General features: G+C 38.3%; 6 protein-coding genes. All 6 read left to right on the forward strand.

Going from position 1 to position 7,852, the window contains the following annotated elements; genetic code table 11:
* Nucleotides 1-1,548 (forward strand): insulinase family protein (locus tag VNZ46_RS10940; RefSeq protein ID WP_325560198.1); only part of this gene is annotated, 1,548 nt, incomplete at its 5' end.
* Nucleotides 1,549-1,772: 224 nt separating this feature from the next.
* Nucleotides 1,773-1,940, forward strand: a complete 168-nt coding sequence (locus tag VNZ46_RS10945; protein WP_316834919.1) for a hypothetical protein — start codon at nucleotides 1,773-1,775, stop codon at nucleotides 1,938-1,940.
* 79 nt (nucleotides 1,941-2,019) lie between these two features.
* Nucleotides 2,020-2,166 carry a hypothetical protein gene (locus tag VNZ46_RS10950; protein WP_316834920.1) on the forward strand — a complete coding sequence of 49 codons (147 nt, stop codon included), beginning with the start codon at nucleotides 2,020-2,022 and terminating at the stop codon, nucleotides 2,164-2,166.
* Between the two features lie 147 nt (nucleotides 2,167-2,313).
* Nucleotides 2,314-3,009 carry a LytTR family DNA-binding domain-containing protein gene (locus VNZ46_RS10955; RefSeq protein ID WP_325560199.1) on the forward strand — a complete coding sequence of 232 codons (696 nt, stop codon included), beginning with the start codon at nucleotides 2,314-2,316 and terminating at the stop codon, nucleotides 3,007-3,009.
* 385 nt (nucleotides 3,010-3,394) lie between these two features.
* Nucleotides 3,395-6,358 (forward strand): hypothetical protein, encoded by a 2,964-nt coding sequence (locus tag VNZ46_RS10960; protein ID WP_325560200.1) that lies wholly within the window; start codon nucleotides 3,395-3,397, stop codon nucleotides 6,356-6,358.
* Nucleotides 6,359-6,369: 11 nt separating this feature from the next.
* A partial coding sequence (locus tag VNZ46_RS10965; RefSeq protein ID WP_325560201.1) for a putative Ig domain-containing protein occupies nucleotides 6,370-7,852 on the forward strand: 1,483 nt, incomplete at its 3' end.

Raw genomic sequence — 7,852 nt, forward strand, 5'->3', positions numbered from 1 at the left:
GAAGAATATCGATTAACGCAAACTGATTTGGCAGGCATTACCGTAGCCGACCTGAACGCAGTTTGCAAAGCATATGTCAAAAAAGTAGATCGGGATATTTTGATTATGGCTCCTGAAACAGAAAAGGCGAATTTGCCCAATCAAAGAGCTGTAGAAAATTGGCTTGCACAGGTAGAAGCAGAATCCTTGCAACCATACAAAGATGAAACAAGTAAACTGCCTTTCCTTTTACATGAACCTGTGGCAGGTAAAATCATTAAAGAGGAAAAGGATGAGATTCTTCACACCACTACACTGACCCTAAGCAATGGGGTTAAAGTGGTTCTAAAGCCAACAGATTTTGAGAACAACCAGGTTTTGTTCAATGGATTTGCACCCGGTGGTAGTTCGTTATACAGCAATGCAGATTATCCATCTGCCTATTATGCAGCTACGGTTATAGCGGCAGCAGGCATTGGCAATTACAGTGCAGCGGAACTGGAAAAATATCTCAGCGGCAAACAGGCGAGTGTTGGCATTGCCCTTTCTGAACGCCATGAGCTTGTTAGTGGTGGATCGGCTACGAATGACGTGGAAACGATGCTGCAATTGACCTATGCACGTTTCACCGAACCACGTATGGATAAAGCCGTGTTCGATAGCTTTATCAGCCGCAATAAAGCTGGTCTGGCTAACCGCAAGAACGATCCAAACAGTGTTTTCGCTGATACTGTTAATGCCGTTTTATACCAGGGCAATATCCGACGCAGTGGCTCATCGATCACTAAGCTAGAGCAGGTTAATCTGAAGCGTGCATTTGAGATCTATAAGGAACGTTTTTCTGATGCATCTAATTTTACTTTTGTTTTTATGGGTGATTTTGAAATTAATGCAATTAAGCCTTTGCTAGAGAAGTATTTAGGTGGGTTGCCCGCAACTCATAAAGGGGAAACCAGTAAAGATCTGGGAATACAGCTGCCAAACGGTAAAATTGAGAAAACAGTTTATAAAGGTACTGAACCTAAAGCAAGGGTTAGTCTTATTTTCTCTGGAGCCTTTGATTACAGTGCTGCTGAAGAAATTCAACTGGAGGCCTTAAAAGAAGTGCTGCAGATCAGGCTTACTGAACGCTTACGTGAGGACGAAAGCGGTGTATATGGTACCAATGTAAGTGAAGACGTGAGCAAATATCCGAATTCACGTTATGGTTTTACCATTTCGTTTGGCTGTGGCCCTCAGAATGTAGAAAGGCTGATTACCTCGGTACTGGATGAGATAAACAAACTAAAAACATCTGGACCGTTACAGGTAAATATTGATAAATATAAGGTTGAGGATCAGCGCACCCGGGAAACATCGTTGAAGACCAACAGGTGGTGGATGAGTTATTTAGTTGAGCAACTTCAAAATCAAGAAGATTTGCATGAGCTGAATGCTTATGAGAACAATATAAATAATGTAACTCCAAAGAGTTTAAAAGCTATAGCCAATAAATATTTAAGTGGAAAGAATTATATCCGGTTAGTATTGATGCCGGAAAAGGAGGTAGAAACCAAAACCTCAAAATAACAAAGCATACTAGTAATAACAGTTTAGTAAAATCTAAACAAAAAAGTTCTGGAAATCTTTCCTGGTTTTTTTGTTTAGATTTTCTTTTAAGGTTGTTTTTGGACTCTTTAGTGTAAAGAAAAAATTTCTATTCCTGCATTTTCAAAAATTGAAATGGGGTAACGGATGTCAATATTAATAGGCTCCGTCAAATTGCAGATCTTTTTAAAGTACCTATTGTTGATATGTTTTCCAATGATGTTACTGCACTCAAATCAGAAGATACTTTGAAAATTGAAGAACTCAGTTTGAAAATTGAAGAATTGAGTGAGAAGTTGCATCAAAGAGAAAGCTTGCTGGTTGACCTTCTGATGATTTGTTGCAGTATTATGAGAAGAAATAAACCCATCTAAAAAAAAGTTATCCACATTTTCTTTAGTGCAATCCCACTGCACTGAGTTTGTTTTACTTAGCGTCAAATCTAAAGGCGTTATGAACGAAAACTTATCTTATCTGCTCTTCTTTTTTCCAGGAACCGCAAACTCTGACCAGAACACACCCATATTTAGTGGCAAACAAATAACAGCCCCGGGGATTGATGTTGGGCATACGTCAGACGCGAAAGAAGCCCAGGTATAGGGGAAATCGCTTTTCGTACAGATAAAAATCTCGCTCAAAGATCAGCTTAATGAAGAAAAATAAATGCGTTTTGATAATGAGATTCAAAGCGATGAAGAAAAATAAGATAAATGTTCAGGCCAATAACTAAGACATAAGTACTCACATATGCAATCCATTAATTGCTTTATCATTGACGATGAGCCATCCATACATTTATTGTCCAACCTTCTTGGAGAAAACTCTAGATTAAAACTAGGCGGATATGCCATAAATCTACTCGCCGCCTTAGGTTTATTGCTATCCGCAAGCAATCCTGATGTTTTATTTATAAATATTGATCTTATACTCGATTTTGATTCAAATCTGCGGGAGTATATTTTGAACCATGAAATCTTAGTTGTTGTAACCTCTGCCTATAAAGAGAATGCTTTTCATGCCTTTGAATTAGGTTGTTTTGATTTCTTATTAAGACCATTATCCTCTGAAAGGATCTTAAAAACCGTTGGACGGGTTATCAATAGAAAGAAATGGGCAAAAGAAAGTGATTGTTTCTATATTCAATGTGATACCAAAGGGAAGATTATAAAAGTTCTCTACGAAGAGATTAAGTATGTTGAAGCCAATCAGAACTATATTGTTATTAATACGGACAATAATAAATATACAACTTATCAAACCATGAAAGGGTTTGAAAAAAAACTCCCAGCTCACTTTATCAGAATACATAAATCATTTATCGTAAATGAAAGAAAAATATGTTCCGTCAATAATGATTGCGTTTATCTTAAAGACAAAACTATTCTGAAAATAGGCCCTAACTACCGTGCAAGCCTGCTCAATAAGTTATTAGTGAGGTATTAAATTATTTTGTCCTTTTAAAAGTCATTTTCGTCATTCAAATATGTGAGTTTATGTAAAAAATTTCACTCTAAGAACATTAATTATGAAATTGGACATTCATAATTAATGTTCTTGGAATGAAAAATAAACCAACTATCGTAATGCCTTTAATATCAGTTAAAGTGTATTCGCCTACAAATGCTATACTCTTAGTAGTCCTTTAAGGAATAGAGATAACCAGACGATATCTGTTAAAGATATTGATATCTCCTCTGATTAATCCTTATCGGATTCTTTGTCTGCATATGACCAAACTGATAACAATCTAAATACAGAATATAAACATTATAGATCCTTGCAATTTACGAGAAATAGATAGGATCATATTTTAAACGATTAAAAAGAAATGAAAAAAACAATTATTGTGTTGATGGTTTTGATATTTGCTGTAGTGCGGAATATCGATGCTCAAATAACTCCAGCCCTAAATAAAATTCTAACACCATCTCCTGATGCAGCATCTCTTGGGCAATTTGGCACATATCCAACTAGATTGTATAATGGATTGATAGATATTGATATTCCTGTTTACACAATTCATCTGGGAGATTTGGAGGTGCCTATAAAGCTGTCATATCACGCCTCAGGAATTAGAGTAGGTGAGGTAGCAAGCAACGTTGGGTTGGGGTGGGCCATGAATGTTGGGGGCGTCATAACAAGGCAAATAAATGGAACTTCAGATGAGAATGGATTGGGTTATACAAGTCAGTATAAAACTAGTGCTGAAATATCGGCAATGACTCCTATACAGAGAAATCAATATATGATAGAATTTGTAGGGACAGAATGCATGCCAACAGTTGGACATGACATACAATCTGATGTGTTTTCATATACTTATCCCGGAGGCGGAGGAAGTTTTATGTATGATTTGAATACTAAGAGCTATTTTCCGATAGAAAATCCTTTAATAAAGATCAATGGAAATAACGGAGCATATTATTTTATGCTTACTGCGGAGAATGGGAACAGGTATTACTATCAGTTTGGAGAAAGTACTAATTCCAGTATATCTAGCAGCAATTTCAGATCTTCCTCAGCAAGCCCTTCTGCAACTACAGCTTTTTATTTAACAAAAATAGTTGCAGCCAATAATATTGATTCTGTTATGTTCCAATATGATGCAGGTGAAGAAATAGATGATTCAGACAGACAGATTTCCTATAATAATAATACTGATGTCGGGAAGTCGTACTCTCCACCTACTCTAGAAACCCAATATATACAAACAAGGACCCAAACAGGCATACTCAGTGCTATATTGGCAAATAATATCAGGGTCGAATTCGGTATTGCAAGAGATAGGCAAGACCGTAGAAAAATAAGGTACACAGGTGTAAAGGTAGTTGATATACTGAGCAGCAATACCATTAAAGAAGTAAAATTAAATCATTCTTATTTTTTAGGAGATTTAGAATCTCCTAACCCTAATAATGCAAGGCTGCGCTTAGATAAAGTACAAATATATGATGCCAAAAGCAGTAATCCACAAGACTATAACTTATCCTATAATAGTTTACAACTTCCAAATTATTTTACAACATATGATAAAACTAATGGAATAATGTCGGTGCTCAATATACCCAATTATGCAAAAGATTATCTTGGTTATTTTAATGGAAAATATACTAATGGATCTTTAGTACCCAATAGTTTACAGTTGCCGACGTCGCTTAGTGGCATACCAGTGGGGGATAGAAGTACTGATGCATATTATATGCAAGCATGTATGTTAACAGAAATTAAATACCCAACAGGTGGAAAAACGAAATTTGAATATGAACCTAATGTGGTTTTTAATGATTTTTCACCAGGATTGAGGATTAAAGATGTTCGGAACTATGATTCTAATGGTAATAATACAACAACTAAAACCTATAGATATGGACAGAGTGAAAATGGTTATGGCAGGCATACTTCATTATACCTATTTAGTCCACAAACCTTCTTTACTTATAATCAGTTATATTCTATTCAACCAAGCGGAGCTCTCCAGCCAGATGTCGGTACGAATTACGTCTATAATTCTTTTTCGCAAGCCCCTTTAAGTGGAGCGAGTGGTACACCGGTATTTTATCAATATGTTACGGAGTATCTAGGGGATAAGGATAACAATATTGGAAAGAACGAATATACCTATGATTTTGTGTTAGATGTTAATAAAAATATACCTACAATAATAGATGCATCTTTTAATACATGGTCTACTCAAAAAAACTTTTTTTCATATTTCGACAATTCATGGCAGAGGGGCCAATTGTTGGAATTAAAACAATATGAAAATAAAGGGGGGAATTATGTCGTAAAAAAACATACGATAAACACCTACGGAACTGTTAATCGTCAAATAAAAAATGTAGGTACTTTTATCGAGAAAAGATATATACAGGTGGGTGGTCCTTGTGCTACAGATGACCTGGGACATGCATGTTATTATAGTGATTTGGTATTTGAAACGAATTCAAAATTGCTTTTGAAAACAGTTGATTCTTGTTTTGAAGGTAATTCTGTTGTAATGGATTCGGTAAGGTATACTTATAGCAATTTTAATCATCTAAAGCCATCCCTTATCCAAAAATCAGATTCGAAGGGAAATAATATTTATACAAAATACTCTTATACGGCAGATTTTTCGACCCTTACCGGAAATGATGATTTCTCCTCTAGTTTAAGATCTTTATCGCAAAAGAATGTTCGAATTCTCCCCGTTGAAGAGACGAACTTTATTAGCCGCCAGGGCGTTGAAAAATTAATCTTCTCCTATTTAACCAAGTATAATGGAACCACAACATTAAAGGATAAAGTATATTGGATTGAAGATCCTGTTAATACTCCTAATTTCACCAAAGCAGCTAACCTAAATGGGGTCTTCCAAATGGATGATCGATACAAGGAGTATTTAAAGTTTAATTACTCTAGTCAATCAGGAAAATTATTAGAACAACAAAAAACTGATAATGCTAAGGAAGTTTACCTTTGGGGCTATAACTCTCAATACCCCATTGCAAAAATAGTCGGCAGCAATTACAGTGCTGTGAGTTCTATTATTTCTCAATCGCAAATTGATGCTGCGACATCAATACCAAATAATGATCAGGCACTGCGCAACTTGTTAAATAATCTTCGAAATAATATAACCAATGTTCAGGTATGGACTTATACCTATGCCCCATTAATTGGTATGACATCAGAAACCGACCCAAAAGGTCAAACCATTTATTATGAGTATGATGATTTTCAGCGATTAAAAAATGTCAAGGATCGAAATGGCGATGTTATAAAAAGTACAACTTATCACTATAAACCATAAGCGCTCAAAAAATGAAAAAGCATATACTTTCTTTAATCATATTAGCTGCTTTATTGGTAAGTGGAACACATCTGTTTTCTCAAAGCATAAGTATTGGTTATTCCAGCCCCCAAAGTTATCCGGTTGGAACAGCAATTGCACCCTTGACGGCATCTGTAACCGGCGGTCCAGCCGCCTCAGGAGGCCAGACCACTTCCACCTTAGCAGGGGGAAGTGCTGGGGCAGCCAATGGAACAGGCACGGCTGCCAGTTTTTATAACCCTTTAAATACAGCTGTGGATGCTGCCGGGAATGTTTATGTCGCAGATGGAGATAACCACCAGATCCGTAAAATTACACCAGCTGGGGTGGTGACCACACTGGCCGGAGCCGGTTATGCCGGTTATGCGGATGGCACCGGTGCAGCCGCCATTTTCCAGCATCCATCTGCTTTGGCTGTGGACGCTTCAGGAAATGTATTTGTTTCCGACCAGCAGAACCACAGGATCCGAAAGGTTACCCAGGCAGGCGTGGTGACCACATTTGCAGGCAACGGTTCGATAGGTTCTGCCAACGGCACAGGTACAGCCGCGAGCTTCTACTACCCCATGGGACTGACCTTTGACGGTTCAGGAAACCTGTATGTTGCCGATGCGTACAACAACAAGATCAGAAAAATTACTCCAACTGGTGTGGTCAGCGATTTTGCCGGAAGCGGAACACAGGGAGCAACTAACGGAGCCGCGCTCTCCGCGAGTTTTAATAAACCCATGGGAATCGCATTTGATCAGACCGGCGCACTGTATGTTGCCGACCGCTACAACCATATGGTGAGAAAGATCAGTTCCGGTGTGGTCTCTACCTTAGCTGGTAGTGGCTCTATAGGTTCTGCCAATGGCACAGGAGCAGCCGCCAGTTTTAACTATGTCAACAGTGTGGCTGTCGACCTTGCCGGAAATGTATATGCTGTGGATTATTTAAATAACATGATCCGTAAGATCACCCCAGCCGGCGTGGTGACCAGCTTTGCAGGAACAACAACAGCCGGATCAGTCAATGGTACCGGATCTGTGGTCCGTTATAACGGTCCTTACGGGATTTCTATAGATAGCCAGGGTAATCTCTACCTGGCAGAGAATGCCAATAACATGATTCGTAAAATTGCCACCTCTGCATTCAATATTTACCCCAACCTGCCTGCAGGCCTAAGTTTCAACAATGCAAATGGTATCATCTCAGGCACGCCGACAACAGTTACGGCTGTTGCGAACTATCAGATCCAGGCCTTCAATACCACAAACAGCAGTAATATATTTTCCTTAAACCTTGCTGTGACGGGCGCTGTACCAAGTGCTGTCCAGGCGAGCCAAGACCAGAACTATGTTCTGACTTATAGGCCAAACCAGGCAGGGCTCAGTTCCGATGTGGCAGTCATTTCTGCCAGTTCAGATATTTCCAAAGTACAGGCCGATATTCAGTATTTTGATGGACTGGGAAGACCCTTGCAGACGATAC

The sequence above is a fragment of the Pedobacter sp. genome, from assembly GCF_035566355.1.
In the GTDB taxonomy this organism is placed as follows: Bacteria; Bacteroidota; Bacteroidia; order Sphingobacteriales; family Sphingobacteriaceae; genus Pedobacter.